Below are 570 nucleotides of genomic sequence, written 5' to 3'. Positions count from 1 at the left end.
CCATCGTGTATCAGGACCGCAGCACAGGCGAGACGCATGAGCGTGATTTATCAGGCGTGTTTGTACAAATCGGTCTCGTACCAAACACTGGATTTATCAAAGGCTTTGTCGATTTAAACCGCTTTGGCGAGATTGAGATTGATGAGCGCTGCCGCACCGATCGTAAAGGTATCTTTGCCTGTGGTGATGTGACCACCGTACCATTTAAGCAGATTAACATTGCAATGGGTGAGGGTAGTAAAGCAGCATTGTCTGCCTTTGAATACCTAGTCATGCAGTAAGCTTCAGTATCAGAAGAAAAAGCCACCTTAATTGAGGTGGCTTTTTTTTGCGTTTTATAGGAATTTTTCTATAGAATAGCGCCTAAAGTTTAAAAACCAGTCATTTTGATGAGTGAATAAAGCAATTTCTCTCGAAAAATGTCATCATTTACGTTACAAATGCGCCATTTTCGTTACAAATACGGGTCTTAGATGCGATAATAAGCCCAATAAAACCTATCATAGCGTCATGAACTATAAGGAAAATAGGCATGGAATATATAGAATCTTTTTTTGCCCTAGTCGGGGA

The 570-nt window shown here is 40.7% G+C and carries 1 protein-coding gene; it reads left to right on the top strand.

Annotated features, from left to right (window positions below):
- Positions 1–281, top strand: a 281-nt coding sequence (locus ACS8FC_RS19645; protein WP_439298023.1) for an FAD-dependent oxidoreductase, incomplete at its 5' end; no start/stop codon positions are given.
- Between the last annotated feature and the right edge of the window lie 289 nt (positions 282–570).

It is taken from the genome of Psychrobacter sp. 1Y4 (assembly GCF_051847555.1).
This window is presented reverse-complemented; position numbering and strand designations above follow the sequence as displayed.